Below are 24,406 nucleotides of genomic sequence, written 5' to 3'. Positions count from 1 at the left end.
TCTATAGATGTTGTCTATAGTTTACCATTTTCATCCAAAAAGGGAGCTTTTATTTGAGTACGCTTGGTCGCAACTGTTTGACACGCGACAAGACGAGCCAACCGAGAAGCGCGCCCGTCAAACTAGAGGCCAGGAACGCCGGGACAAAGAAAAATGCTCCGAACGTCGAACCCATCAACAGTTTTGCGTACGGGACGGCAATCAACGAAGCGATAACCCCAGTCCCGATGATTTCTCCGAGAGCGGCCGCATAGACGCGGTTCGTGCGAACGAAGAACATGCCGGCAAGAAACGCGCCAATCATGCCACCAGGGAATGCGAGCAGTGATCCTGTACCGGTCATGACGCGAATGAGTCCGGTGACGAAAGCGACGAGAACGGCTCCGATTGGACCGACGGTGACTGCGGCAATCACGTTCACCATATGTTGAATCGGATAAGCGCGGGCGACACCTGTAGGAATCGAGATGAACATCGAACCGACGACGGCGATGGCAACGAGCATTGCCATCCAAGTGAGTTGTTGAATACGCATGAATAGTCTCCTTTCAAAATAAAAACGCCACGTTTCCAGACAGAAAAATGGCGTGGACATACAGAGACGTATCCCAAGCCACTTCCCTACGCTGGTATGAGCCAGATCAGGTTCAAAGGGTCCGGCAAATGCCGTCTCAGCCCGAAGGCTCCCCTAGTGGTCGTTTATTGATTTGAGTATAGCATAGCTAAAATCGGAAAAGGGGCGAAATTATCCCTCATTCTTGGCTAACAGGTCCTCATAGTCCTTCTCGTTCCAAAAGAGCGGTGAGATGGATTCGGGGCCTTTTAAAATTTCTCCGTCCTGATCATATACGATGGCATACCCGCTCTCGACATCGAATACGAACAAGTCGGCAGTGACTTCGGTCACGCCGTTCCCGGCGATGATCACATCATCGATTGGCTCCCGTGCCAGTTCGACGCCCGCTTCATCGAGTTCGACGAGGAGAGCTGACGTGTAGGCATGGCGGTCATAGACCGTTTGGAATTCATCCTGCGTGAGGACGACATCGGTAGGTGGGGCACTTGTACCGAATTTCCGATTTTCAATCTCTTCAACGTATTGAAGGAAAGATTCCTCTTGCCAGAATAGCGGAGCGACCGACTCAGAACCATTGATCACCGTTCCGTCTTGACTGTCGAAAATGGTAGCATACGTCCCGTCATCGAGCTTGAATGGGTAAATATCCGCATACGTATGCTCGAGGCCGTTGCCTGCGATGATGACCCGTTCGAACGTCTCCCGAAACGGTTTGATTCCTTGTTGTTCAAGGGCAGTAAGGAGCGGTTTCGTTTGTTCGTATTGGTCATAGACGTCTTTAAAGTCCTCACGCGTCCATTCGGTGATGGGTTCATCGGGTGATTCGATTGGGGTTGGATTGTCTGCCACCGTATCTGTACAACCCGCGAGTAAAAGTGCACTTAATCCGAATATCGCCCATCGTCTCATGTTTCCATCCCCTTAACTGACATTTTCCACCATTTTATCATTCATGATGAAAAAGCAGAACCTGTGCACATTCTCACTCGGGGTGAGGACGTGTCGCGTAGGTATCGAGTGTTCTCTTGAAGTGAAGTGTATCTTCTTCAGAAATCGTCACACCTGAAGAGGTGCCGTAGCGAACCGCATGATAAACGGACGGGTTCATCGGTAAATCGATGCGTTGGAACCACTCTTGCAATGTCTCATGAGCACGCAATCGCTTGGCTGGTACGAGAGATTGGTTAAATGTGATCAGCGCATCGCGAATCGGGACGTTCGTGAACGCTGTGAGCGTCGAAACGGACGAAGCGTTCTTGTTTTGTAGCGATTCTACAAGCGGGTCTATGCTTGAATCAACATGATCTCGTGCGCGCGCCAAACGTTGCTTTCGCTTTCGATAGACATAAAAACCGAGCAAACAGAATGCAATCAAAGCGACCAATAAACCGAGATTTCGTCGTGTGGACTCTCCAGAGCCCGTAAATCTCTCAAGAAGTTTTATTTTTCCTTTTCGAGGATCTAATTCATACGGATAATCTGCTTTAGATTCATCTATTAAAAGCTTACTGTCTTCATCTGATTTGAAATTCGTAGGAGGACTATTATTTTCCTCGATCGGTATCGTTTCCGGGTTATAGAGCCATTCGAATATCCCGGTCGCAACCACCATCATTGTAAAGGTGACGAGAAGTGTGGCGGCAATCATGAGAAAAAACTTGTTCGTCCAGCGCAAGAAGTTACCTCCTTTTTGAATGTTCAGACTATTTGTTGTTTATCTTACCATAAAAAGGTAAAGTTTGATTAAGACAAAAAATGGAGGTCGTCATATGGGCATGGAGCAGGTCATCAAACAGTTGAACGAAGTGTATTTAGGAAAAGAGGATGTCGTACGCCTCTGTTGTACGGCGTTACTCGCGGAAGGACATATTCTATTAGAAGATGTGCCAGGCACGGGAAAAACGTTACTTGCCAAAACAATTGCGGCTAGCTTCGACGGGGTGTTTTCCCGGATTCAATTCACGGCCGACTTGTTACCGTCTGATGTGATCGGAGCAGACTATTTCAACATGCAGACGCAGACGTTCGATCATCGCCAAGGACCAATCTTTGCGAACATCGTCTTGATTGATGAAATCAACCGAGCGGTTCCACGAACGCAGTCCGCCTTGCTTGAGGCGATGGAAGAACGACAAGTTTCCATCGGGGGAGAGACATATCCGATGCCGAAACCATTTTTCGTCATCGCGACGCAAAACCCGATTGAATCAGCGGGGACGTTCCCCTTACCGGATGCCCAACTCGATCGCTTCTTGATTTCGATTCCGGTCGGTTACCCTGATGTTGCGGAAGAGAGAGAACTCCTCTTACAAGTCATGCGCCAAACACGGAAAACCGTAGAGGCGGTTGCGACGTTAGACGAGTTACGCCGTGCTCAGGAGGAAGTGAAGCAAGTATCGATTCAAGATGATGTCCTCGATTATTTACTCGAGCTCGTTCACGCGACCCGGGAACATGCATCCGTCGAGGTCGGTGTCAGTCCACGTGGAGCCATCGCGCTCATGCGAGCGTCTCAAAGTTACGCCTATCTGAATGATCGATTGTACGTCATTCCGGAAGATGTGAAAGCCGTGGCACCTTATGTATTGTCCCATCGTTTGACGTTGACGCTTGAAGGAGGCATCAAATCGACGAAACAGGACATTATCCGTTACATCTTAGACACCGTCTCTGTTCCAGTCGAGGGTTGATGATGACGTTCTCGACACATAACGCCCTACAGAAACAATGGATTCCGGTTTATGGATTCGCTGGGGTGATTCTCGTATTCGTACCGTACATGGAGATTGTCGGATATGCGCTTTGTTTACTTACGGGCATCGTTTGGTTCTTTGAACGGACACGGAAACAGTTGGAACAAGCTCTTCGGCTTCACGTACATAGCCACGAATCCCTTCTCTTTGTCGGGGATGAGACGGAGGTACAACTGATTTTAGATGGAAGTGAAGTCATCGAACGACTCGGGCTTCCCGTTCGCGTTCGCTTGAAAACCAATACAGCGCTCAGCTTTCCAGACCACGACCGGTCCCCGAACAGTCTGGATTTGACGTTACGGACAGATCAGGCTCGTCACGTGCTTCGTGTGCAGGCTGAATTCCGGGGACCGGCTTATATCGAAGAGTGCGTACTTGCTGTGACGCTCCCGTTTCATCTCGGGACGTATCTTCTTGAGTGCCCGATCGAGAAACGATGGACGGTGTTGCCGTCCCTCACGTTACATCCTCCGGTCGGCACGAAACGATTGGCACTCGGTGACCGTCCTTTGACCGCATCACCTTTACGGAATCCACTTCAGGTTCTAGGTTCGAAGCCTTACGAAGGGGAACCGGTCAAAGAGATCGACTGGGTCGCGACGGCGAAACTTGGACGAGTCCAATCGAAAGTCTTTCAAAAGACGTCGCTCGACACGTTCACATTCGCAGTCGATTTGAGTGGGCCGTCCGGCTACACGTTGCATCACGACTTCGAGTCGATCATTAGCCAAGTCGCGTACGTGACGACCCGACTCTTAAAAGAGGAGTGTAAAGTCGAACTGTTCATCAACCGCTTCAATGGTGAAGAAAAGATGGAGCATATCTCCCTTCAGGAAGGGGAACGGGGGACACGTATCATCCTCATGTTGCTGGCCGACCTTCATCCTGGGAACCGCTTCATCTCGACAGACGCGTTCGTCCGAATGGTTGAACGGAAACGTTTGAAACAAAGCCATCTCGTCTGGTTCAATCAGCATAATTTGTACGACTAACAAGGAACTTTCCTTCTTCTGGCGAACTGTATCATACAGAGATGACCAAAGGGGAGATCTATATGGCAAAACGAAAGTATGCGAATCGACGAGACTGGGAACGGATTTTAAAGAACCGCTACGCGCAAATTCGTGTTCAGACGGAACAATTTTCAGGGGTGGTTGCCTTATTCCAAATCGATGAGGTTCGGGCGCCACTATATAAAAAACATAAAGGGGAAGAATTTATTGTGGCGGATGCCGGGTTTGCTTGGCTCCAATATTTCCCGGACAATGAACCGTTCGGTGTGACGGTCATGTTCAACCCTGACGGTGAAATCGTGCAATGGTATATCGACCTCGTCGACCGAATCGGCGAAGAAAATGGCATTCCGTACATGGACGACTTGTTGCTCGATATTCTCGTGTTTCCGAACGGGGATATCGTCAAAAAGGATGAGGATGAGTTCAAGGCGGCAGCTGAAAGCGGCGAATTGACGCCTGAACAGGTCGAACGTGGATGGCGTGAGTTCGAAGCGACGCTCGAACGAATCGAACGTGGAGACTTCATCTACTTTGATTTGGCGAAAGGACATTACGAACAGTTAAAACAAAAGCTATGAGCGAATTCACTCTCTCTGCTACAGTAAGAGCGTAGGAGGGGGAGTTTTTATGAAAAAAATTGAAATCGAGACGTGGGCACGACGTAAGCACTTCGAGTTTTTCAAAGCGTTTGATGCGCCACATTTCAACGTGACGGCAAACGTAGATGTCACGAACCTATATACATATGCCAAGGAGAGCAATCAATCGTTCTTCAAACTCTTTTTATACGGTGCGGTGAGAGCGGCGAACGCGATTCCGGAATTGCGCTATCGGATCCGTGGTGAAGAGGTCGTCGAACACGAGGTGGTCCACCCTTCGTTCACAGTCATGTTAGACGAGGATGTCTTCAACTTTTGTGCGGCTACGTTTTATGAAGATTTACCGACATTCTTACAGGAAGTGACGACGCGGATGGAGCAAGCTGGCGATGAAGTCGTGGTCGGGGACGAAGAGCCCGACGACTTACTGTATATCACGAGCGTCCCGTGGGTCACATTCACGAGTATCATGCATCCGACGCATCAGCAACAACATGACAGCGTGCCACGCATCGCTTGGGGCAAGTTCGAACGCCAAGGCGAGCGTCTGGTCATGCCGTTATCCGTCCAAGCCCATCATGCACTCGTCGATGGAGTACATATCGGAAAGTATTACGAAACATTGCAAGCTTGGTTAGACGAAGATTTTGCGAAGAAGGTGACCGACGTGCCAGAAGACCATGACTTTGATCGAGCCGTCCGTCTCCGTGAGGAGGGACAACTCGAGCAGGCGAAGCAACTGTTCCTGTCGCTCTTGCGGAAAGATGAAAAGAATCCGAGGTTACATGCGTACTGCGCGTGGTGCTATGACTCGCTCGGGGAAGAACGTCAAGCGGTCCCGCATTATGAACGGGCCATCCGACTCGGGTTGACGGGGGAAGAGTTGGCGGAATCATATCTCGGACTCGGCAGTACGTATCGGGCACTCGGACGATACACGGAAGCGGAACAGTTATTTGAAGAGGCAATCGAGCAATTCCCGAATCACGGGGCGCTCAAGGTATTTCAAGCGATGACCCATTACAACGTCGGTCGCCATGAAGAAGCGACGGGAACGTTACTTGAACTGCTTGCAAGTCCGAAACCGGACGAGAGCATCGCGCGGTACCGGCGTGCTATCGCATTTTATGCAAGAAACTTAAATGAGACATATGACTAAAGGAGAATGACATGATTTCATTACGCCCGATCGATGCACAAAATTGGTATACATGCTGTCAAATTGGAATTAAGTGAGCAACAACAGTCGTATATGGAGCCGAATGCGATTTCGTTACTTCAAGCGATGTACGAACCGACGCTACGCCCGCACGCAATTTATGAGGAAGAGACGATGGTCGGTTTCCTCATGTACAATACAGAGCTTGAAGAGTTGGATGCATGGTGGATTTACCGAATCATGATCGACCATGCTCATCAAGGCAAAGGGATTGGTCGACAAGCGACAGAGCTGATGCTTGAAGAAATCGGCGAGGGGAAACCGATTGTCGTTGGCTATCACCCCGAGAACGAGGCAGCGCATCACTTATATGAAAGCCTAGGGTTTGTTGATGAAGGCCATCGATTCGGTCGCGAAATGGCTGTGATTCGGCGAGGAGAATGAGATGGGAACAACCCGTCTCATTTTTTTGAATCAAATCGATTGACGGAAGAATTGTCACATGATATATTTATCTCGAATTAAAGATATTTGAATTTAAGTTAATGGCTCTCTTGGACAAAGGAGGGAGACAGATGGAACCATCTGATGCATTAAAAACAATTACTGTGCTGTTACGTGCCTCTCAGTCGTTACAAGACCTGGTGAAGCAGGAAGTGGCGTCTTACGGATTGAACGCGACCGAGTTCGCCGTACTCGAGTTTTTATATCATAAAGGAGATCAACCGATTCAAGTCATCGGGAAGAAAATTCTCCTCTCGAGCGGAAGTATGACGTACGTCGTGGACCGGTTAGAAGAAAAAGGGTATCTCATTCGTAAGGCTTGTCCGAGCGATCGTCGCATCACATACGCGGCGCTGACGGATGACGGAGAACGCTTGATGCAAGATATTTTCCCTAAGCATACGGAGCATATGAACGCCGTGTTTGAAGGGATGCAATTAAACGAAACGATTGAACAGTTGAAACAAATAGGAAAGCGGGCAGAAGCCGCAAAAAATTTTAATCATGTATCTTGAAATCAAGATATAAAAGGAGAGAGAATGATGAATCATGTTAAAGGAATTCACCACGTCACAGCAATCACGAGTAGTGCCGAAAAAAACTACGATTTCTTCACTCACGTGTTAGGCATGCGTTTGGTGAAAAAAACGGTCAACCAGGACGACATTCAAACGTATCACTTATTCTTTGCGGACGATAAAGGAAACGCAGGGACAGATATGACCTTCTTCGACTTCCCAGGTATCCCGAAAGGTAAGCACGGAACGAATGAAATCGCGAAAACGTCGTTCCGCGTACCGACAGATGAAGCGTTGACGTATTGGGTCCGTCGCTTCGACCGTCTCGGCGTCGAGCACGAAGGGATTCAAGAACAGTTCGGGAAGAAGACGCTCTCGTTCATCGACTTTGATGAGCAGGCGTATCAACTCATCTCGGATGAGTTCAACGAAGGCATCGCGTCGGGCGAGCCGTGGAAGAACGGTCCAATCCCGCTTGAATACGCGATTACGGGACTCGGTCCAATCTTTATTCGCATCGCAGATATCACATATTTCAAACAAGTGATGGAGCAAGTGATGCTGTTTAAAGAGATCGGGCGAGAAGGTGATGTGTATCTCTTTGAAGGAGGTGAAGGTGGAAACGGAGCGCAAGTGATCGTCATTCACGACGAGACATCTCCACAAGCGCGTCAAGGGTTCGGTACCGTGCACCATGTCGCATTCCGTGTCGAAGACCGTAGCGTCCTCGATGAATGGACAGCACGTCTCCAACAGTTCGGTTTGCCGACTTCTGGCTACGTCGATCGCTTCTTCTTTAAATCATCCTATGCACGTGTCGCGCCGCAAATTTTGTTCGAATGGGCGACAGATGGACCTGGATTCATGGGAGACGAGCCGTACGAGACGGTCGGTGAGAAGTTGTCACTCCCGCCGTTCCTCGAAGCGAAACGTTCGCAAATCGAGGCGATGGTACGACCAATCGATACGGTCAGAAGCACGAAAACATTTGAGAAAGAATATGAGGGCATGAAATGAGTTTCTTAAATCGCTTGTTTGGAAAATCAGATGCATCACAACATAACCAAGGAGGAACTACTATGTTAAACATCGGAATCGTACTCGGATCAACTCGTGAAGGTCGCGTCAGTCCACAAGTCGGGGAATGGGTGAAAGAACTCGCCGACAAACGTGGCGATGCCAACTATGAAGTCATCGACATCGCAGACTACAACTTGCCACTTCTCGGCGAAGCGGGTCAGGACGCATCTGGCGTTGCAGCCTGGTCGGAGAAAATTGCGCAAATGGACGGATTCATCTTCATCGTCCAAGAATATAACCATTCCATCTCAGCATCTCTTAAAAACGCACTCGACTACTTACGCGTCGAATGGAACAACAAAGCAGCCGGAATCGTCTCTTACGGTTCTGTTGGTGGAGCACGGGCAACAGAACATTTACGGGGCATTTTGAGTGAATTGTCAATCGCTCACGTACGTGTCCATCCTGCACTCTCACTCTTCACGGACTTCGAGAACGGTACGCATTTCGCTCCGAAAGAAGTTCAAGCACAATCGGTAAACGATATGCTCGACCAACTCCTTCCATGGACGGAAGCGATGCAATCGGTCCGTATGAAAGCCGGAGAAGTTGCAAACAATTAACAAATCGCGAAGCCAGCCTGAATTTAGGCTGGTTTTTGTGCGTTTTCAGAACAGGTCGTGTAAAGTTGGAAGGGATTAGGGGGAGTGCAGATGTGGAATCGTAAAATCGTCACAGCATCCATCGCTTCGCCCGTCTATGCGATTCTGTTAGCGTGTGGGGTCACTATGATGGGTGTACGAGAAAATGGAGGAATGAGTGGTGTTCTGAATGGCTTCCTTTTGATGACGGTTGCCTATGTAGCGGTCAGTTTTCCGATTATGTTGACCTACGGTGTCGTGACCTCATGGTGCAGTGACTGGTTGGCGAATCGACTCAGTTCGAAACGATTCAGGTGGTTCACTTCGCTTGTTTTACATATACTATTCGGGCTCGTCTTGTCATGGCTCAGTCTTCTCGCAGCGACCTTGTTTTACTTGGTGGATCGTCTACTACAGCATCGGGGAGACATAACAAAACTACAAACAGTGAAAAGTCTGCTCATCCCAATCGGATATTTGCTTATTGTAACGGGAAGTGTGTATATCATCGATGTCATCCAAGATCTTTTCGTTCGATTCAACTTCTTTTAGGGAAACGAACAAGGATACATTAACATAAGGAGGGGTAAAAATGAGATGGATGATTTATGGGGCGAATGGCTATACGGGTGAGCTGATTGCACGACAAGCCGCTCGTGACGGAATGCGTCCGGTTCTTGCCGGACGAAACGCAAGAGCGATTCATCGCCTAGGAGATGAACTGGGTTGCGAAACATCGATTTTCGCATTGAGTCGTGAAGCCGCAATCGAGGCGCTTCACGATGTAGATTTAGTCCTTCATTGTGCAGGTCCTTTCACGGATACGAGCCAAGTGATGATCGAGGCATGTCTAGAGACAGGTACGCATTACTTAGATATTACCGGGGAAATCGAAGTGTTCGAATATGTCCATTCTAAACAGCAAGCGGCTCAAGCCAAAGAACGTGGTGTGATTTTATGCTCGGGTGTCGGATTTGATGTCATTCCGACCGACTGTGTCGCGCGGAAATTAAAAGAGTTGATACCGGATGCGACAACACTCGCTCTTGGCTTTTCGGCGGCAGCCGGCATCTCACCAGGAACCATGAAGACGGCCGTTCGTGGACTAGGGTCGAGTAGTGTGGAACGTGTGAACGGCAAATTATCATCATTTCCAATTGGGGCAAAGCGGAGAACGATTGATTTTGGTCGCGGAAGCCGTACCGCCATTGCGATTCCGTGGGGAGACGTTTCGACCGCCTACTACACGACGGACATTCCAAATATTACGACTTGGGTTCCTGTACCGACAGCGGCCGCCTATGCTGCTCGCGCTTTGTCATGGTTCAGCCCGATTCTCGGAAAAGAGGCCGTGCAGGAACGCTTGCTCCGTTATGTCGACGAAAACGTATCGGGACCAGACGAGGCTGTACGTGAAAAATCATCGACGTACGTATGGGGCGAAGCAACGAATGAGGAAGGACGAAAAGTAGTCGTCCGTATTCAAACGGCAAGTACGTATGCCTTCACTGTTTACGGGGCGCTCGCCGTCGTCAAGCGGTTGCTCGGTTCGGGTGGGATGCTTGCCGGAAGCTTTACACCAGCCATGCTATTCGGATCTCACTTTATCGAAGAGATTCAAGGTTCCTCTTCGTTCGTGATTGATGAGATTCGTCCATGAATCGAGAAGTATGGGATTTACTCGACGAAAACCGGCAACCGCTCGGTCGAACGCACTTTCGTGGGGATGAATTAGAGCCGCATACGTTTCACACGGTCATCGAAGTGTTCACGTTCGATCCAGATGGGAGATTATTGCTGTCGAAGCGTCATCCGGATAAGACGTATCCGCTTCTGTGGGAAGGGACGGGCGGCTCGATTTTGGCTGGGGAAACGAGTCGACAAGGTGCGGTCCGTGAGCTAAGAGAAGAGTTAGGACTATATGTATTGCCTGAGCAACTCCGGTTCGTGACAACGATTGAGCGGGGCACATATTTCTTGGATATGTATTGTCTCGTGTGCGAGAAACCGATTGACCTCGAACAACTATTACTGCAAGTAGATGAAGTCGTCGATGTGACATTACAAGAGTGGGAGACGGTCCTTGAGTGTGTAGAACTCGTCCCTTCAGTCCGGGAACGGCTGATTCAATACGGTCATCTCATTCGACCGTGAACATGTGCTACACTCAACATAGAATATATAAGGGAGGGAACAGCGTGAATCGTTTAGAATTGGCAAGGCGTATCGAACGCATCAAAGCAGAGGGGACGTCTGCTTACATTCGATATCGTAAACAAACCCCTCCCTATGAAGGTGCGGAACTACACGTAGAAGGAAAAGGGCACGTGTTCAAAATGGGAAATATGAGTTTTGCGGTCGGATTCGGATTGAATCGGCCGACAAGCTTTTACGACCTGCATCAAATGGAAAAATGGGTGCGTGGGAAGAACGTATCACGTTTACATATTGAAGTTTGCCCATTAGCGGAAGATTCCTTGCTCCGCTTATTGCAAGAACGTAACTACACGCTCGATCATTTTTTGGACGTATGGACGTTGGATTTGACACAGCATGCCTCCACATCTGTACCGACCCAGGTCGAAAAAGTGAAGGATGAGACACTCCATGAGTGGGCATACGCCATTGCGGCTGGATTCGCCGAGTCGGGCACAATCCTTCAAGAGACGGTCGATACAGCCAAAGGCTTTTACGCACTACCGAGTAATCATGCTTATCTCGTGCGAGAAGAGGATGCTGTCGTAGCGGGTGGGATTTTAGCCACGCAAGACGGGATTGGAGAATTGTTTCTGACGAGCACCGTTCCGACGTATCGGCAAAAAGGGTACCAGACACAACTTATTTTGGAACGAATTGCCGAAGCGAAAGCACTTGGATGCAATCTGTTGACGGTCACGACGAAGGTCGATTCGGCATCCGGTCGCAACATGGAGCGGCTTGGGTTTCAGCCGTTCTATCAAAAAGCGGTCATGAAAAGTCCAATCCTTAAATAAGCAGGTCGCCTCGGGTGAGGTGACCTGCTTTTCGATTACAAGAGCGATTCAGCCCCATCGACGTATACTTCAGAGCCCGTGACGTGGCTCGACATGTTGCTCGCGAAAAATAAGACGACATCGGCGACTTGTTTCGCGGAGCCCGATTTTCCGGCAAGCGGTTGATTCCCAAGTGGATATTCGATTGGAATGACAATTTCTTCGAGCAACGCATCGTCTCGATTGGTCGAATCGTCAATATTCGTATCGATGGCCCCGGGACAGATAGAATTGACACGAATCCCGAATTGAGCGAGTTCCGCAGCAGCCATTTTCGCAAAGCCGGTTTGACCTGCTTTCGTCGTCGCGTAGCCACTGAATCCGAAATTTTTAAAATAGCGGTTCCCGTTAATCGATGAAGTGATAATGATACTCCCGCCATTCTCTTTCAAATGGGGAATAGCATGTTTGACGGTCAAAAAGGTTCCAGTGAGGTTCGTCTCCACCACGCCATTCCAATCATCCAATGATAAATGTTCAATCGGTGTGATGGTCCCGTTTCGACCGGCGTTCGCGAAGACGATATCGAGTTGACCAAATCGTTCCATTGTCCGTTCGTAGGCCTCTTTCATTGCGGATTCATCCGACACATCTGCACTGATGCCGATAGCGCGTTCTTCCCCGACAAGGCTTGCGAGACGCATCGCATCTTCTTCATTCAAATCGACAATGGCGACTTTTGCTCCGGCTTGAACGAAGCGGATGACCGCGGCACGTCCGATTCCGGAGGCTGCCCCGGTCACAAACGCTACTTTTCCAGATAGTAATTTATTTGAAATCAATCCGATCACTCCTTTTTATGATTCTGTTCTCATATTCCACAGTTCTGGAAAAGTTACGCTTCATTTCAAAAAATCATGGAGCGGTGACTTCGATGGTGCGTGCGATGTTCAAGTTCGAATCCGTCGGGATGACCTCGATTGTCACCAGTTGGCCGCTCTGTAACCCTTGTACGCTATTGACGATGCCGGTGACTTCGGTTTGATCATTGATTAAGATGACACGCAATGTGACTTCTTTAGAGGATTCGGTAGATTCAATCAATATTTGGGGGATATCGATTCGTTCAATCTGTCCTTCGACCATATTGTCATTCCACGTGCTCATCCAATAAACGGCGACTAAAAAAAGACCGAGAAAGATTAAGGCAAAGGTTAATCGTGAACGCATGCACACCTCACTCCTTTGTTGTCCCGTTTCGCATCTTGTCTAATTTACCTTTACCCGGAAATTCTCTCATTACTTGAAAAAATAGTAGGAATCACAAGAAAAATGGGGAATAGAAAGGAAAACGAAAAGGTGAGGTGTGGGCATGTGGATGATGGTTAGTGCGCTAGGATTGGTTGCTTGTGTATGGATCGGGTTCGGTTGGTTCACCATTGGTAATGCAAAGCGACGGGTATGGGGAGGTCTTTTTTCACTCAGTATGACTTGCCTGTTCGCACCGCTCTTCCTCGTGAAACTGGGAGAACAGTATGGATTTGTGGGGATTCAAGTAGGGTTGACCGCTTTATTTGGTGTACTCGCAGGTGCATTTTTCTTTGTGGCACTCGGATGGACAGGACGCCCGGCGAAAGTTCGAAAAGTGAGAACGTTATCGGAAGACCCTGATTTATTTTGAAGCATGACTTACCACTCCTAAGGTATAATGCGGTCATAATGATGTTACGAGGGAGTGGGGATCATAATTAAACCGCCAAAGTTGCAAGTGGGGGATACGATAGGGATCATTACGCCTTCTTTTCCGGCACCTGTTCAGTTTGAGGGGCGTTACCAACGTGGGGTTGAACAGCTCAAGCGGATGGGATTCAAGGTGAAAGAGGGCACGTGTACATATAAAACAGAAGGATATCGGTCCTCGTCCATTCGGGATCGTGCTGACGAATTGAACGCATTTTTACATGATCCTGAAGTGAAAGCGATCATCAGTACAATTGGTGGAACAAATTCGAACTCGGTGTTACCATATATCGATTATGAACAACTCCGACGTCATCCTAAAATCATCATGGGATATAGTGATGTCACGGCAATCTTGATGGCCTGTTATGCCAAAACGGACGTCGTCACATTTTACGGTCCGGCAATCGTCCCCTCATTCGGTGAATACGGAGGGATGTTCGAGACGGGGGAGCAATATGTCAAAGACATCCTCTGTTTAGAACGAACGGCTCCGTTTCAGTTACATATCCCTGATGAATGAACGGAAGAGATGCTCGATTGGTCGACGCAACAACGTATCAAGACGTTCCAACCGAATGAAGGATGGATTTCTCTGAAGGATGGAAAGGCAAAAGGAACGTTGATTGGCGGGAATCTGAACACGATGTCTGGGTTCTTCAAGTCGGATTATTATCCCGATTTGAAAGGTGCGATTCTATTCCTAGAAGACTCGTTTAAGACGATGGCTGAAGAAGAACGTTCGCTTAGTATGCTGAAGCTGGCGGGTGTGTTTGATGAGATTTCGGGTCTGATTATCGGGAAGCATGAGCATTTTCAAGATCAATCAGCTCCCTTCTCATTCAACGACTTGTTGCTTGAAATCATCGGAGAAAAAGATTTTCCGATTTTGACGAATGTCGATATCGGTCACACCTTTCCATCACACGTTTTCCCGATTGGGATTCAAGTTAAGTTGGATGCAACTAATAGGGTTATCCGATTTTTAGAAGATGGGGTGTCGGAATGAAGGAGCACCTCACTATTTTTGACGAGAATTACCGGAAAATAGGGGAGAAGGAGCGAAATCAAGTTCATCTTGACGAGGATTGGCATGAGACGTTCCACTGCTGGTTCTGGAAAGAAGACCTCATTTATCTTCAGCGGAGGAGCATGGATAAACAGGATTTTCCCGGGAAATATGATATTACGGCAGCGGGACACCTCGCAACAGATGAGACAACAGCGAATGGCGTTCGTGAAATTGAAGAAGAGCTCGGACTGTCATTGACGTTCGAACAACTCACCTTTATGGGAATCTTTGAAGACGTGATTGAACTGGACGAGTTTCTTGATCGCGAGTTTGCACATACGTACGGCTACGTCTATCAAGATGAAACACTTCGGTTTGATGACCAGGAAGTGATGGATGTCGTAGCTGTTCAAAGAAATGAACTGATGTCGATCACAGCAGGACGCATGTGCACGATTGAGGGACGCTCACTGATGACGAATCATCTTGTTCAAATCACGCAAGCCGATTTAGTTCCGCATCGTCAGATTTACTGGCAAAACGTATTTGAGAGTTTGACACGAATGGATGCCTCAAATCGTTAAGGAAAGAATACGTTGTTCGCCAATCGGTCCACCGATTCGACGTCCGGTATCGCTCCACCCAACGTTCGTATAAAGGGAGAAAGCGGCTTCGTTTTTCAGATTGACCGACAGGACGATTTCACGAATATGAGGGAAATGTTGCTTTACGAACTGCGGAAGTGCTTGGAGTGCCGCTTTAGCGTAGCCTTTCCCTTGGTCCTCATAGTTAATAGCAAAGGCGGAGAAGAGCAAAGCATTCGACTCGGTCGTATAGGAAATGACGCGTTCGTTGTCATGCAGTAAGAACATCCCGATTGGTTTCGATGCGACGATGACAATCGGATGAACGCCATCAGGTAATGGATCATCCATGTCTTTGGGCAGGGTCGTATACTTTTCTTGGTCCGTCGGTAGTACGAACGTATTGAGAATCGATTGATGCGTATCATTTCGATATTCGAGCGTAATTTTCATAAGGAGTCTCCTTCGGGCTTTATTGATTTTCATTCAGAAAGGAGAATTATATGTCGACACAGTTTACATACCGTCAAAATCCACCATTACAAGATTTATACCGCGCGTTTATGAGCGGTTTTTCTGATTATATTATTCCGTTTCAATTTGATGAGCAGACTTTCGAAGATGTTTTTCTTGTTCGTGATCAAAATCAGCCGTCCCGTTCCATTGTAGCCTATGATGGTGAAGAACCTGTCGGTGTCGTGTTAACCGGGATTGCACATCTTGATTCAGGATGGCAGACACGTTGTGGTGGGCTTGCTGTCGCCCCACATGTCCGAAAAGCAGGAGTCGCGACCGAATTGATGAAACGATTTGAAGAGGCGGCAGTAGGCACTCGTTTACTCGAAGTCATTCAAGGCAATGATGCGGCAGTGTCTCTCTATGAACGACTAGGTTACGAAACGACTCGAGAAATTCTCTACTTCCAAGCGGTGTCATTAGAAACGAACGCAGACATGACGTATGAACCGATTCAAACGTTATTTGATGAGTTGTATCCGGCGGCGAGTCACGTTCCGATTTGGCAACGCGATGTGCGCGTGACCCAACAAGCTGCTGAGTTAGTGAAAGTCGTAGAAGGGAATCGAATAGGATTTTTGTTATACCGCGATCACGTCTTGCTCGATGTTTTTGGACAAGCAGAAGAAGCGGAATGGCTATTGCGGGCGGCCGCGAGCCGATCGCCACTTCATGTCACGTTGACATCAGACCGTCCTGAATGGGTCGAAGCGGCACGACGATTGGGATTTGTCCAAGACGAGATTGCCCAATTTGAAATGGTGAAGGACGCTTGATGAAGCGGTTGTTGGTCATCTGTATCATTGCGCTGATTAGTGGAAATACCGCGACCCTGATTGCGCTGACAACAAATCTTTCACCCGACCTGTCGCGAGGTATACTAGTAGTTAGTGTGAGTGTAACACTCCTTTCCATCGGTGGTATCGTCTGGGTGGGATACTATACAAAAAAACGCTAGTGAAATCCTTGTGAAGTGACACTTGAAAATATCACATCATGCTGTCATGTATGACATGAAAATGAAAAACTTCATATATTGAATTTTTTAACCCCCAGTGGTATATTCGCACATGTAGCTTTTTTGAAGCTCATGAATGTATTAATTTGGAGGGTTTATTATATATATGTGGAAACAACTCATCATGACAGCGGGTGTTGGTGTTCTCTTATTCCAAGGACAAATCGCATCTGCCGACAACATGTCCCCGCAAGACCTCGTTCAAACGGAAAAGTCATTGCAACAAACGGAGCAGCAGGTTAAAGATACGAAACAATCCATTCACGCCATTCAAACGAAGTTGAAGCAAGTCGACCATAAGGCGGAGGCATTGCGAGATAAAATTGAAGGAACTTCTAAAGAATTAGAAGAAGTGGAGGAGTCACTCATTCCTGCAGAACAGTCGCTCTTCGCAAAAGTCGTTTCTTCGGTGTTGCCGAGTGCGAAAGCGGAAGCCGCTGAAGCGGAAGAAGCACATCAAGAGCTTGTTGAAAAGAAAAACCAAGCAAATGAAGCATTGGAGCAACTGAAAGAAGAACAAGAGCAAATTGAAGCGACACGTCAAGACGTGAAAGCGTCATATGACGAAAAGTCGAAACAATATAAGAAACAAACGAATCAGTTGAGTGATTTAAAGAAACGGTATGAAGCGATGGCACCCGATCGGTTTTTAATGCCGGCGGAAGGTCGCCTCTCTCAAGGGTTCGGTTCGGCGAGTGGACAGTTCGGATACACATTCCATAATGGTCTCGATATTGCTGCCAAAACAGGTACACCTGTATACGCCGCGGAAGCTGGAAAAGTGACAAAAGTCAGCTCCAGTGGACCTTATGGAAACCACATACAAATCGAACACAACGTAGACGGTCAAAAATGGACGACCGTGTATGCACACTTGCACAAAGTGGATGTCAAGACAGGTCAGTCAGTACGCCAAGGCGAACCGATCGGTCAAATCGGAAACACGGGTAACTCGTCAGGTCCGCACTTACACTTTGAGATTTATAAAGGGGACTACAATTTCTCGGCTAGTTCAGCTGGGAATGCCGTCGACCCGATGAAACTGGCGGAGCGCCTCGGTGGTGCTTCTCCGGTAAAAGCCACGTTTTAAGCAGACAGATGCCCTGAGCCTCTCGAATGAGGTCAGGGCATTTTTTACTGTTCGCGCGTCGGATCGTGGTTGCCTTCGCTGTCGGCAATCGTATCTGAGCTTCCGTAGTCTTCTACTTGGGAGAAGGCGTCCGTTTTTTGACCAGGTTGATCCGTTCCGTCTAACTCTTTGCGTCGAGCTGTCTCATTAGGGTTCAACACGTCTTCTTCAACCGGTCGATCGACTTCATGCGCGTGTTCTTCCTCTTCTTGTGCCCGGGCGTGTTCGATGCAAAGGGTGGCTTCTGGAATGACTTCCAGACGGTCTAGTTCAATGTCTTTCCCACACACCTCACATTGTCCATATGTCCCATTCTGAATGGCTAATAGCGCCTTATCGACGTCACTCAAGAACTCTTCATCGAGCTCATTAAGGGCTTGGTCTCGTTCTCGTAAAAAGAGCTCTTCGCCCGAGTCGGCAGGGTGGTTGTCGTAATGAGAGAGCTCTCCTTCATCATATGTCTCTTCCCGATTATCCATGTATCCTTCGGTTTTTGCTTTTTCTTTCAATAATCGTTTTTTAAACGTTTCGATTTGTTCTTCAGTCAACATATCCATTCACTCTCCAGTTCTCAAGTCATTAATATAAGGTTTCCCATTTTATTTGTGTACAAACCATTTGAAGTGGAATCCCTCATGTCGAGCGATGTTTAGAAAGGGTATGATGAGAATAAAGAGTTCTTTTAAAAAAGGAGGAACGAATCATGAGAAAAGTCGAAGTAGTGAAATACAATCCAGAATGGAATCAAAAGTTTGAAGAAGAGGCTGGTAAATTGAGTCGGTTATTCGAAGAGGAGCTTGTCGCGATCCATCATATTGGAAGTACATCGGTCGAAGGATTGGCGGCAAAACCAATCATCGACATGATGCCGGTCGTACGGGACATCGAACGAGTCGATGACTACACGGAGCGGATGGAGGCACTCGGGTACCGTGGACTTGGTGAATATGGGATTCCGAAGCGTCGCTATTTCCGTAAAGGAGAAGAAGAACGGACGGTTCACGTGCATGTGTTTGAAGAAGGGAATCCGGATGTCATAAGACACCTTGCCTTCCGGGATTACTTGCGAGCTTATCCTGACGTTCGCGATGCGTATGGTGAGCTGAAGCTTCAACTTGCGGCACAGCACCCAGAAGACATGGAAGGATACATTCAAGGAAAGCATAACTGGGTCATCGAGACGGAACGGTTGGCGACGAAGTGGTATAAAGAAAATCAAGACGTGTGAAACCTTTTTATGGAAATGGTCGTATAATACATCAAACCTTGAAGGGGGAGATGTCGTGTGAAACGATTTCTCGGGAAATGTGTGGAATATGCTTTGGCCGCACTTGTTTTCGTCGGTCTGTTCTTTGTCCTCCGCGCGATTGCCGGAGACTCGGACAAAGGGTACATGTTGACATTGCTCGGTACATTTTTTCTCGTCTTACCTAGTTCGCTCTTGATTGGTTACTTTTTGGCCCGTCCGCTTCAACGTCGCCTAAATGGGAAAGGAACGGAGGCTTCGAGTGAGCATACGTTGCGCGGAACTGAAAAACCGCACGGTGTAAACGAAGATCGAAACCATTCAAACTATACCTGATGATGGAGATCACATTTATCCCTACGATTGATGCCCGTCTCATCGCACGGTTGAATCGTTCCATCCATGAGCATCACGTCCATATGAATCCGACCTTTTTTGCGGAGTATGAGGAAGAGAAGATGTACGAAGCCTTTTCGACACTGATTGGAAGACCCGGCCATCACTATATGGTGATGCAGCTTGAAGCAACTCCAATCGGTTACATATGGTTCGAAGAGAAAGTGGGTGAGGCGAACGCGTTTCGTCAAGCTGTTCGCGTGGTGTATGTTCATCACATCAGTATCGACCCCATGTATCAACGGAACGGTTACGGTCGACGTGTGATGGAATGGATGGAGCAATGGGCGCTTGACCACCAATTCAGATCGATTGAACTAGATTACTGGATGAGTAATACGGATGCCGCCTCGTTTTATGGCGAAATCGGGTTCACCCCAAAACGTCAGATTGTTATGAAAAAATTGGAGGAATAACATGATGGAATTACTCACAATTGGATTAGGAATTCTCGGAGTTCTGTCGTTAGGTTGGTTCTTTTATAGTTACTGGCTCGGATATAAGGGTGGCAATATCGTCATGACCCTCGATGAGCACTATACAAAACTAGAAGAGTACGTACCTGCTATCTTGTCGAAACTATACGAAGATGGAAAGAGCGCTCACTACCTTGGCGACCGCAAGTTTGAAGTGGAGGGCAAGCGTTACGTTCTCGTCGAACGGACTGTCCCGATCGGTCATGTTCCAACACAACAGACGGTCCTACAACCAGATCGATCATAATCAGAAAAGGGAGCTCTCTAGTCGAGAGGCTCCCTTTGTTTATTTGACGGCTGGGGGCCCGAACCCGCCGCTATGATAATCGCGGAAAGCTTGGCGGATTTCTTCTTCCGTGTTCATCACGAATGGACCATGCGCAATATAGTCTTCGCGAATCGGTTTTCCGGAATAGATGAGCACCCGTGTACGCGTCGTGGCCTTCAGTTGAAGTGTGCTCATCGCTTCAGATGTTTCATCGAACGTCAGTGTCGCCACATCAGTTTTACTGAGCGGGATTTTGGAAGACCCAACTTCAATTGAACCAGCGAGTACGTACAAAAAGCTGTTATGATTCGCAGGCAAGATGTGTTCGTATTCGCCACCTTCTTTCAGCGTTATTTCTGTCATCGTGATGGGGACGAGACTTTCCATCGGCCCTTTTACACCCGCGATTTCGCCGGAATAGACACGAAGCTGCCCGCCGTCGAAAGGAACGAGGGGTGCGTCCTCGACGTATACGTTCTGATAGGAAGTGGTTGTTGTTTTTAATGACTTCGGCAAATTCAACCAGAGCTGCAGCGTATGGATCAAATCATCGTCGACCGCTTCTTCGGCGTGTCTAGCGGCCCATCCGGCGTTCATATACTGAACATCACCGGCGTCCAAAATCGAATGTCCCCCATGATTATCAATATGTTCTAGACGACCATCGATGACATACGTGATTGTTTGAAACCCACGATGGGGATGGTCCGAAAACGTCCCACGCTTGAACCAGTCTTCTGCCATCAAAATAAATGGATCGAACTCCTCTTTTTGTTCTGGAGGTAACACCCAGCCCTGTTGCACATGGGGATACCCGTTTTGTCGATAGGAGACGCGCCAATGATGGTTCACGTCACGTATAAATGGATTTGTCACAAAGATTCACTCCTTTCTCTTCCTATCTTCCCAAAAAATATGTCTCATCGTACTATATTTGCTTCATGAATATGCAAAAAGACAGACGCATTCGCATCTGTCAGATTAAGTGTTTTGTTCAAACAGGTTATACCACTTGATGGCATCCTCACGTAGTAGCTTAAAATGGGCGCCTGTCTCTGAATTGGTCACGTACACATCTGCACCATCATAGCTAACATCAAACGTTTGGGCGCATATCCCTTGAAATAGGGTCACATAAGGTGTGGAAGCGGTCTTGCCTGCATAGGCGGTCGCGTTAGCTCGTTTGATGGCGCCAAAAATAAATTCCATTTCATCTTGACCGACATGTTGTAGGAAGGAGGCATCTTTTGATTCCGTTCCAAGGAGTGCCAAGTCATGAAAAATGACATGACGTTGACTACTTAATTTGTCGTGAATTTGTTCACTCAATTCTTTTCCATACAACAACTTGGGTTCATGATACGTCAAGGAGACGTTCTGACGATGGGCCGTTCCGTTTTTCATGAACGTAAAACTGTAGAGTGGATACTCATGACCCGGTACAAGAACCGAAGGGAGTTGCGGAGCTGTTTTGGCTCCGAACATTTGTGAAATATGCGCTTCTTTCGGTCGCAATACTTCTTGATAGTCATTTTGATCTCGGCTCGTATAAATCGCGTATTGTAACACCTCATCAGACTTTTCTGTCCCGAGCCCGAGTGACAAATAGGGATGCCTTGTTGATTCGACAGGAATGACGAGGCGGTCTTTGGCTTCGGACGATGTAAAGGTCAGTTCAAATTCACCACTGAAAGGCATCGTGATATGGAAAAGTGTATGCTCGATCCCTTTTCTTTCTGGATAGGGCTCATTACCTATCGGCTTTTTCATCTCTTGTGCGAAATGCTCATATTCATGGGGCTCAGCAAATCGGAATTTCGGAACATCCGGATAAGGTTCAGCCGTATATTGAACATCGTTTAAACTTTCAGGAAGCGTGTTAATTTCGGTGGCATATGTGACGGAATCGAGTTGACATTGGACATATGATTTATCTTCGACAGTGAAAAAAGTTGCGGTTGGAAAAGAAGATTCGGTGGCGGCATTAGTCAACGGTTGGTTCAATGTGACCGTCCCGAGCCAATGTCTTTCACCACTTGGAATTCTTTGAATCGCGTTGTCAGGCTGACATAACTCGATAATCGCTGCACGATCCGATTCGGGCATTTCAATTTGTTGTCCGTTTGGTAACAGGGCACGTCCTTGATAATATTCAGGAGCGGGTTGGAGTCGGAGTGCGCGTTCTTCCTCGCATCCGAATAAGAAAAACAGGATGACGAGGGTACTGAAAATCAGGTACTTTTTCACATCGGTACTCTCCTTCGATGAATCACTTTCACCATTCTAGCACCAATTTTTTGTGACTTTAGTCTTAGGAAAATTAATTTGTTATTTCGAAAAAAAATCAAAAAAACCGTCCAACTTGAACTGGACGGGGTATAAAACCATTTATGACTTATTTTTACTTTTTAACTTTTTTTGTATGTCGATTTTTGACGAAAAAACGTTGATATTACGAGACATTGAAAAAAGCCGATTATTCTTCTAAATTATCACTTTATAATTCACTGGGATTTATTTGATGAAGTTTCCTTCAATCAACATCTCGACCGCGTGCCGCCTTCAAAATTTCGAACCATTCTTCACGAGTGAGGTCGATTTGAAGGGCGTCGACTCCTGTCTGAACGCGCTCGATTTTTCCGGATCCGATAATCGGCATAATGTTCGCAGGGTGTTTGACGAGCCATGCATACACAATCGAATCAATTCCGCTTGCATTGTGACGTGCACGAATTTCCTCGAGTTTTTCACGAAGGGGTGCATACTGTTCATCTTTGAAGAGTTGACCACCGGCTAGTGGACTCCAAGCCATAAGTGGCATTCGTTTTTCGTGACACAAATCGACCGATCCATCCTCAAAATGTTTCAATTGCATCGGAGAGAGTTCGAGTTGATTCGTCACAAGTTGGAATGGAAGGCGAGATTGAAGCAAGTTCTGTGTAGCCGGAACATGGTTAGATACACCGAATTCACGTACTTTACCACTATCGCGCAAGGTGATGAAGGCTTCGGCAACTTCATCCGGATTCATCAGCGGATCTGGACGGTGGATGAGTAATGTATCAATGTGGTCAATGGCCAACTCTTTTAACGAACGCTCTGCTTGCGCGATGATATGCTCTTTTGTCGTATCGTAATAATTGAGTGTTTGACCTGGGTTGAATGACCCCGTCAATTTAATTCCTGTCTTTGTGACGATCTCCATTTGATCTCGGAGTTCAGGCTTTAACTTTAAGGCTTCTCCAAATAAACCTTCACATGTGTAACCGCCATAAATGTCTGCATGGTCGAATGTCGTGATGCCAAGTTCGAGACATTGTTCGATAAACGTGAGGCGTTCCTGTGGGGTCATGTCCCAATCAGCGAGACGCCACATTCCATGGACGATGCGTGAGAATGATAATTCTTCTGTCAAAGCGATGCGTTGCATAGTAACTCCTCCTTGGTTGTCAGTCGCTCTTCATTATACGTCTTACGAGAAAAGACGTCACTTGTCACCTACTCGAGCAGTTTTGGCGTCAAATGAGCTTGTATGCGCTATGATGAGAGAAGAGAAATAGGAAAGAGGCGTGACAGATGAGTGACTATGAACAATATGCGGACGTCACCTTCGAGCGGGTGGGTGACTCGTTTCAGGTAGCCGCGATGCACCCAGATCTTCGATTACATGGAATTGGACGAAGTGCGGCCGTGTTTCGTTTAAAGGAGAAGAATCGTGTCATTAAAGTGTTCTTTCCAGGCTATGAACAAATCGCAACCGAAGAAGCAGCAATCTATAAAAAACTAAAGGGACTCCCTTACTTTCCGAAGTGCTATGAGTCCGGTGCGTCATATATCGTTATGGATTACATCGAAGGAAAGACGCTATTTGAGTGTCTGACGGAAGGCGTCTGGATTGACCCTTCTTACATCGAGGTAGTGGATGAAGCGCTTCGACAAGCACGGTTATTAGGACTAACGCCATCGGATGTTCACTTGCGTAATATCATTTTGACACCGAACGGGCAGATTTTCTTGATTGATTTGGCACGTTTCAGACAAGGGCAACAAATCGATCATCAGTGGGAAGACTTGAAGCGGATGTATCGATTGTATCGCTATCGTTTCATGCCGAAACAATATGATGAGTCACTGCTGAATCGAATCGCTTACTTGTATCGTAAGTTCGTGAACGACCCGGATTCTTGAACCGGGTCGTTTTTCTTTCGCTTATTAGGGAACAGGAGTAATGTGTCTAAAGTTGAGGAAGCGAAAGGGGAATG

The 24,406-nt window shown here is 47.5% G+C and carries 32 protein-coding genes, 1 pseudogene and 1 riboswitch; of the genes and pseudogenes, 23 read left to right on the top strand and 10 right to left on the bottom strand.

All coding sequences use genetic code 11. The annotated features are described in order from the left end of the window. Nucleotides 1-49 precede the first annotated feature (49 nt). The 3 genes from thiW to KNO71_RS06330 form a co-directional block, all read right to left on the bottom strand. A complete protein-coding gene (thiW, locus tag KNO71_RS06340; RefSeq protein WP_078147846.1) occupies nt 50-535 on the bottom strand; it encodes an energy coupling factor transporter S component ThiW in 486 nt (161 codons plus the stop codon). A gap of 66 nt (nt 536-601) precedes the next feature. Next, nucleotides 602-700, bottom strand: a riboswitch (TPP riboswitch). 45 nt (nt 701-745) lie between these two features. Then, a complete protein-coding gene (locus KNO71_RS06335) occupies nt 746-1,486 on the bottom strand; it encodes a hypothetical protein (RefSeq protein ID WP_078147845.1) in 741 nt (246 codons plus the stop codon). 73 nt (nt 1,487-1,559) lie between these two features. After that, a complete protein-coding gene (locus KNO71_RS06330) occupies nt 1,560-2,252 on the bottom strand; it encodes a hypothetical protein (RefSeq protein WP_214687689.1) in 693 nt (230 codons plus the stop codon). 94 nt (nt 2,253-2,346) lie between these two features. Between KNO71_RS06330 and KNO71_RS06325 the strand changes: the two genes are divergently transcribed. From KNO71_RS06325 to KNO71_RS06270, 12 genes and pseudogenes are all read left to right on the top strand, one after another. Further along, the gene (locus KNO71_RS06325) at nt 2,347-3,267 is read left to right on the top strand and encodes an AAA family ATPase (protein WP_214687687.1); all 921 of its coding nucleotides are present in this window, start codon (nt 2,347-2,349) and stop codon (nt 3,265-3,267) included. Between the two features lie 2 nt (nt 3,268-3,269). Next, complete coding sequence (locus KNO71_RS06320; protein ID WP_214687685.1) at nt 3,270-4,322, top strand: DUF58 domain-containing protein; 1,053 nt, start codon at nt 3,270-3,272, stop codon at nt 4,320-4,322. Between the two features lie 62 nt (nt 4,323-4,384). Beyond that, nucleotides 4,385-4,924, top strand: a complete 540-nt coding sequence (locus KNO71_RS06315; protein WP_214685214.1) for a ribonuclease FAU-1 family protein — start codon at nt 4,385-4,387, stop codon at nt 4,922-4,924. A 49-nt stretch (nt 4,925-4,973) separates the two neighbouring features. Then, nucleotides 4,974-6,104, top strand: a complete 1,131-nt coding sequence (locus KNO71_RS06310; protein WP_078147840.1) for a tetratricopeptide repeat protein — start codon at nt 4,974-4,976, stop codon at nt 6,102-6,104. 11 nt (nt 6,105-6,115) lie between these two features. Beyond that, nucleotides 6,116-6,548: pseudogene (locus KNO71_RS06305) on the top strand (GNAT family N-acetyltransferase). A gap of 131 nt (nt 6,549-6,679) precedes the next feature. Further along, nucleotides 6,680-7,123: a MarR family winged helix-turn-helix transcriptional regulator gene (locus tag KNO71_RS06300; RefSeq protein ID WP_031421914.1), complete on the top strand. Its 444-nt coding sequence runs from the start codon at nt 6,680-6,682 to the stop codon at nt 7,121-7,123. 27 nt (nt 7,124-7,150) lie between these two features. Further along, the gene (locus KNO71_RS06295; protein ID WP_214687683.1) at nt 7,151-8,143 is read left to right on the top strand and encodes a ring-cleaving dioxygenase; all 993 of its coding nucleotides are present in this window, start codon (nt 7,151-7,153) and stop codon (nt 8,141-8,143) included. Further along, nucleotides 8,140-8,769, top strand: a complete 630-nt coding sequence (locus KNO71_RS06290) for an NADPH-dependent FMN reductase (protein WP_371816072.1) — start codon at nt 8,140-8,142, stop codon at nt 8,767-8,769. Before KNO71_RS06295 ends, KNO71_RS06290 begins: the two co-directional genes overlap by 4 nt. Before the next feature lie 90 nt (nt 8,770-8,859). Then, nucleotides 8,860-9,339: a hypothetical protein gene (locus KNO71_RS06285; RefSeq protein ID WP_196431408.1), complete on the top strand. Its 480-nt coding sequence runs from the start codon at nt 8,860-8,862 to the stop codon at nt 9,337-9,339. 40 nt (nt 9,340-9,379) lie between these two features. After that, nucleotides 9,380-10,447 carry a saccharopine dehydrogenase family protein gene (locus KNO71_RS06280; protein WP_214687679.1) on the top strand — a complete coding sequence of 356 codons (1,068 nt, stop codon included), beginning with the start codon at nt 9,380-9,382 and terminating at the stop codon, nt 10,445-10,447. Further along, nucleotides 10,444-10,941, top strand: a complete 498-nt coding sequence (locus tag KNO71_RS06275; protein ID WP_214685224.1) for an NUDIX hydrolase — start codon at nt 10,444-10,446, stop codon at nt 10,939-10,941. Before KNO71_RS06280 ends, KNO71_RS06275 begins: the two co-directional genes overlap by 4 nt. Before the next feature lie 44 nt (nt 10,942-10,985). Next, nucleotides 10,986-11,780: a GNAT family N-acetyltransferase gene (locus tag KNO71_RS06270; protein WP_078147835.1), complete on the top strand. Its 795-nt coding sequence runs from the start codon at nt 10,986-10,988 to the stop codon at nt 11,778-11,780. Nucleotides 11,781-11,815: 35 nt separating this feature from the next. Here the strand turns inward: KNO71_RS06270 and KNO71_RS06265 are convergent, their stop codons facing one another. Together KNO71_RS06265 and KNO71_RS06260 are read right to left on the bottom strand one after the other, a co-directional pair. Further along, a complete protein-coding gene (locus tag KNO71_RS06265) occupies nt 11,816-12,601 on the bottom strand; it encodes an SDR family oxidoreductase (RefSeq protein ID WP_078147834.1) in 786 nt (261 codons plus the stop codon). A 73-nt stretch (nt 12,602-12,674) separates the two neighbouring features. Next, on the bottom strand, nt 12,675-12,989 hold the full coding sequence (locus KNO71_RS06260) for a hypothetical protein (RefSeq protein WP_078147833.1): 315 nt from the start codon (nt 12,987-12,989) through the stop codon (nt 12,675-12,677). Between the two features lie 142 nt (nt 12,990-13,131). Between KNO71_RS06260 and KNO71_RS06255 the strand changes: the two genes are divergently transcribed. From KNO71_RS06255 to KNO71_RS06245, 4 genes are read left to right on the top strand one after another with little or no spacing between them, the layout of a single operon-like run. Then, entirely contained in the window at nt 13,132-13,440 is a 309-nt protein-coding gene (locus KNO71_RS06255; protein WP_078147832.1) for a hypothetical protein, read from the top strand. Nucleotides 13,441-13,494: 54 nt separating this feature from the next. Continuing rightward, the gene (locus tag KNO71_RS17625; protein ID WP_353047648.1) at nt 13,495-14,022 is read left to right on the top strand and encodes an LD-carboxypeptidase; all 528 of its coding nucleotides are present in this window, start codon (nt 13,495-13,497) and stop codon (nt 14,020-14,022) included. Nucleotides 14,023-14,031: 9 nt separating this feature from the next. Then, on the top strand, nt 14,032-14,508 hold the full coding sequence (locus KNO71_RS17620; RefSeq protein ID WP_251031934.1) for a S66 peptidase family protein: 477 nt from the start codon (nt 14,032-14,034) through the stop codon (nt 14,506-14,508). Further along, complete coding sequence (locus KNO71_RS06245) at nt 14,505-15,095, top strand: NUDIX hydrolase (protein ID WP_078147831.1); 591 nt, start codon at nt 14,505-14,507, stop codon at nt 15,093-15,095. Before KNO71_RS17620 ends, KNO71_RS06245 begins: the two co-directional genes overlap by 4 nt. Here the strand turns inward: KNO71_RS06245 and KNO71_RS06240 are convergent. Next, on the bottom strand, nt 15,084-15,548 hold the full coding sequence (locus KNO71_RS06240; protein WP_214687677.1) for a GNAT family N-acetyltransferase: 465 nt from the start codon (nt 15,546-15,548) through the stop codon (nt 15,084-15,086). The two genes, KNO71_RS06245 and KNO71_RS06240, sit on opposite strands and share 12 nt — an antisense overlap. Nucleotides 15,549-15,598: 50 nt before the next feature. On the opposite strand from KNO71_RS06240, the gene KNO71_RS06235 reads away from it, so the two are divergent. Both KNO71_RS06235 and KNO71_RS06230 read left to right on the top strand, forming a co-directional pair. Beyond that, entirely contained in the window at nt 15,599-16,387 is a 789-nt protein-coding gene (locus KNO71_RS06235) for a GNAT family N-acetyltransferase (protein ID WP_078147829.1), read from the top strand. 348 nt (nt 16,388-16,735) lie between these two features. Further along, the gene (locus KNO71_RS06230) at nt 16,736-17,719 is read left to right on the top strand and encodes a M23 family metallopeptidase (RefSeq protein ID WP_078147828.1); all 984 of its coding nucleotides are present in this window, start codon (nt 16,736-16,738) and stop codon (nt 17,717-17,719) included. A gap of 44 nt (nt 17,720-17,763) precedes the next feature. Here KNO71_RS06230 and KNO71_RS06225 read toward each other — a convergent pair whose 3' ends face one another. Continuing rightward, nucleotides 17,764-18,309 (bottom strand): TraR/DksA C4-type zinc finger protein, encoded by a 546-nt coding sequence (locus tag KNO71_RS06225; protein ID WP_078147954.1) that lies wholly within the window; start codon nt 18,307-18,309, stop codon nt 17,764-17,766. A 152-nt stretch (nt 18,310-18,461) separates the two neighbouring features. Here KNO71_RS06225 and KNO71_RS06220 point away from each other — a divergent pair, with 152 nt between their 5' ends. Genes KNO71_RS06220 through KNO71_RS06205 form a run of 4 tightly spaced genes read left to right on the top strand, consistent with a single transcriptional unit; the run spans nt 18,462 to nt 20,123 of the window. Then, complete coding sequence (locus tag KNO71_RS06220) at nt 18,462-18,986, top strand: GrpB family protein (RefSeq protein WP_214687675.1); 525 nt, start codon at nt 18,462-18,464, stop codon at nt 18,984-18,986. A 57-nt stretch (nt 18,987-19,043) separates the two neighbouring features. Next, nucleotides 19,044-19,340, top strand: coding sequence for a hypothetical protein (locus KNO71_RS06215; protein WP_078147826.1), 297 nt, complete (start codon nt 19,044-19,046; stop codon nt 19,338-19,340). Between the two features lie 2 nt (nt 19,341-19,342). Next, nucleotides 19,343-19,816: a GNAT family N-acetyltransferase gene (locus KNO71_RS06210; protein ID WP_168169880.1), complete on the top strand. Its 474-nt coding sequence runs from the start codon at nt 19,343-19,345 to the stop codon at nt 19,814-19,816. A 4-nt stretch (nt 19,817-19,820) separates the two neighbouring features. After that, complete coding sequence (locus tag KNO71_RS06205) at nt 19,821-20,123, top strand: hypothetical protein (protein WP_012727591.1); 303 nt, start codon at nt 19,821-19,823, stop codon at nt 20,121-20,123. A gap of 39 nt (nt 20,124-20,162) precedes the next feature. Here the strand turns inward: KNO71_RS06205 and KNO71_RS06200 are convergent, their stop codons facing one another. The 3 genes from KNO71_RS06200 to KNO71_RS06190 all read right to left on the bottom strand — a co-directional run bounded on the left by KNO71_RS06200 (nt 20,163) and on the right by KNO71_RS06190 (nt 23,574). After that, complete coding sequence (locus tag KNO71_RS06200) at nt 20,163-21,020, bottom strand: pirin family protein (RefSeq protein WP_078147824.1); 858 nt, start codon at nt 21,018-21,020, stop codon at nt 20,163-20,165. Nucleotides 21,021-21,125: 105 nt separating this feature from the next. Continuing rightward, nucleotides 21,126-22,391 (bottom strand): hypothetical protein, encoded by a 1,266-nt coding sequence (locus KNO71_RS06195; RefSeq protein WP_078147823.1) that lies wholly within the window; start codon nt 22,389-22,391, stop codon nt 21,126-21,128. A gap of 286 nt (nt 22,392-22,677) precedes the next feature. Further along, complete coding sequence (locus tag KNO71_RS06190) at nt 22,678-23,574, bottom strand: aldo/keto reductase (protein ID WP_078147822.1); 897 nt, start codon at nt 23,572-23,574, stop codon at nt 22,678-22,680. Nucleotides 23,575-23,720: 146 nt separating this feature from the next. Between KNO71_RS06190 and KNO71_RS06185 the strand changes: the two genes are divergently transcribed. Continuing rightward, nucleotides 23,721-24,332, top strand: coding sequence for a protein kinase family protein (locus KNO71_RS06185; RefSeq protein ID WP_214685236.1), 612 nt, complete (start codon nt 23,721-23,723; stop codon nt 24,330-24,332). The last annotated feature ends 74 nt before the right edge of the window (nt 24,333-24,406 follow it).

The organism is Exiguobacterium sp. s163, from assembly GCF_018617135.1.
In the GTDB taxonomy this organism is placed as follows: domain Bacteria; phylum Bacillota; class Bacilli; order Exiguobacteriales; family Exiguobacteriaceae; genus Exiguobacterium; species Exiguobacterium profundum.
Note: the sequence above shows the minus strand (reverse complement) of the source record. Positions and strands in the feature narration are given on the sequence as shown.

Excerpts from the sequence above, each read along its gene's own strand:
- KNO71_RS06325 (WP_214687687.1), top strand. The coding sequence starts at position 2,347 with ATGGGCATGGAGCAGGTCATCAAACAGTTGAACGAAGTGTATTTAGGA.
- KNO71_RS06290 (WP_371816072.1), top strand. The coding sequence starts at position 8,140 with ATGAGTTTCTTAAATCGCTTGTTTGGAAAATCAGATGCATCACAACAT.
- KNO71_RS06230 (WP_078147828.1), top strand. The coding sequence starts at position 16,736 with ATGTGGAAACAACTCATCATGACAGCGGGTGTTGGTGTTCTCTTATTC.
- KNO71_RS17620 (WP_251031934.1), top strand. The coding sequence starts at position 14,032 with ATGCTCGATTGGTCGACGCAACAACGTATCAAGACGTTCCAACCGAAT.
- KNO71_RS06235 (WP_078147829.1), top strand. The coding sequence starts at position 15,599 with ATGTCGACACAGTTTACATACCGTCAAAATCCACCATTACAAGATTTA.
- KNO71_RS06210 (WP_168169880.1), top strand. The coding sequence starts at position 19,343 with ATGGAGATCACATTTATCCCTACGATTGATGCCCGTCTCATCGCACGG.
- KNO71_RS06300 (WP_031421914.1), top strand. The coding sequence starts at position 6,680 with ATGGAACCATCTGATGCATTAAAAACAATTACTGTGCTGTTACGTGCC.
- KNO71_RS06205 (WP_012727591.1), top strand. The coding sequence starts at position 19,821 with ATGGAATTACTCACAATTGGATTAGGAATTCTCGGAGTTCTGTCGTTA.
- KNO71_RS06240 (WP_214687677.1), bottom strand. The coding sequence starts at position 15,548 with ATGAAAATTACGCTCGAATATCGAAATGATACGCATCAATCGATTCTC.
- KNO71_RS06315 (WP_214685214.1), top strand. The coding sequence starts at position 4,385 with ATGGCAAAACGAAAGTATGCGAATCGACGAGACTGGGAACGGATTTTA.
- KNO71_RS06220 (WP_214687675.1), top strand. The coding sequence starts at position 18,462 with ATGAGAAAAGTCGAAGTAGTGAAATACAATCCAGAATGGAATCAAAAG.
- KNO71_RS06255 (WP_078147832.1), top strand. The coding sequence starts at position 13,132 with ATGTGGATGATGGTTAGTGCGCTAGGATTGGTTGCTTGTGTATGGATC.
- KNO71_RS06310 (WP_078147840.1), top strand. The coding sequence starts at position 4,974 with ATGAAAAAAATTGAAATCGAGACGTGGGCACGACGTAAGCACTTCGAG.
- KNO71_RS06285 (WP_196431408.1), top strand. The coding sequence starts at position 8,860 with ATGTGGAATCGTAAAATCGTCACAGCATCCATCGCTTCGCCCGTCTAT.
- KNO71_RS06275 (WP_214685224.1), top strand. The coding sequence starts at position 10,444 with ATGAATCGAGAAGTATGGGATTTACTCGACGAAAACCGGCAACCGCTC.
- KNO71_RS06185 (WP_214685236.1), top strand. The coding sequence starts at position 23,721 with ATGAGTGACTATGAACAATATGCGGACGTCACCTTCGAGCGGGTGGGT.
- KNO71_RS06225 (WP_078147954.1), bottom strand. The coding sequence starts at position 18,309 with ATGTTGACTGAAGAACAAATCGAAACGTTTAAAAAACGATTATTGAAA.
- KNO71_RS06280 (WP_214687679.1), top strand. The coding sequence starts at position 9,380 with ATGAGATGGATGATTTATGGGGCGAATGGCTATACGGGTGAGCTGATT.
- KNO71_RS06335 (WP_078147845.1), bottom strand. The coding sequence starts at position 1,486 with ATGAGACGATGGGCGATATTCGGATTAAGTGCACTTTTACTCGCGGGT.
- KNO71_RS06320 (WP_214687685.1), top strand. The coding sequence starts at position 3,270 with ATGACGTTCTCGACACATAACGCCCTACAGAAACAATGGATTCCGGTT.
- KNO71_RS06260 (WP_078147833.1), bottom strand. The coding sequence starts at position 12,989 with ATGCGTTCACGATTAACCTTTGCCTTAATCTTTCTCGGTCTTTTTTTA.
- KNO71_RS06295 (WP_214687683.1), top strand. The coding sequence starts at position 7,151 with ATGAATCATGTTAAAGGAATTCACCACGTCACAGCAATCACGAGTAGT.
- KNO71_RS06245 (WP_078147831.1), top strand. The coding sequence starts at position 14,505 with ATGAAGGAGCACCTCACTATTTTTGACGAGAATTACCGGAAAATAGGG.
- KNO71_RS06190 (WP_078147822.1), bottom strand. The coding sequence starts at position 23,574 with ATGCAACGCATCGCTTTGACAGAAGAATTATCATTCTCACGCATCGTC.
- thiW (WP_078147846.1), bottom strand. The coding sequence starts at position 535 with ATGCGTATTCAACAACTCACTTGGATGGCAATGCTCGTTGCCATCGCC.